Genomic DNA, 552 nt, shown 5'->3' with positions numbered 1-552 from the left:
GCTGTCCAAGTCACCATCCACGGTGACAACGGCAGTAAGGGGTCGTCCCACGGGCATGTCCACGGGGACCCGGTACCAGACCAGGTGCAAGCCGTAATGATCCCTTCCCCAGTACCCGCTGGCCCGTCCCGTCCCTCCCCCGAAGATTGTTCTTCCACCCTCGAACACCGTCATGGTCGCCGTAAGTTTCGGCTCCAGAGCCGATAGCTCTTTCGACTTCCCCGGAACGCTCACGGCCAGGGCATGACGGCCCACATATTTATGTCCCCAGGCCAGTTCATATTCCGTTTGGGCATATCGGGCAGCCCGGTTCGCCGCACGGTGTCACCAATTCGGCCCGGAGCCCCGGGCGGGGCACGTACCCCCGGCAAAGCCGGGGGGTTTCCCTAAGTACTAAAAAACCACCGAAGGCTGTTTTTCGAAAACGGTTTGCATAATATCTTGTTACAATGACCAGGATATGAAATACCTGCTCTCCCTCGATCAGGGTACAACGAGCAGCCGGGCCATGATTTTCAGCCTGGACGGCAGGGTTGTGAGCGTTGCCCAGCA

Annotated in this window: 1 protein-coding gene; it reads right to left on the bottom strand. The window is 59.1% G+C overall.

The features are described from left to right. The coding region (locus P1S46_12440) for a hypothetical protein (protein ID MDF1537271.1) at positions 1-255 on the bottom strand (255 nt) is incomplete at its 3' end. Positions 256-552 lie beyond the last annotated feature (297 nt).

This window comes from bacterium (genome assembly GCA_029210545.1).
In the GTDB taxonomy this organism is placed as follows: domain Bacteria; phylum BMS3Abin14; class BMS3Abin14; order BMS3Abin14; family BMS3Abin14; genus JARGFV01.
The sequence above is the reverse complement of the archived record's forward strand: the minus strand, read 5'-3'. Positions and strand labels throughout refer to the sequence as shown.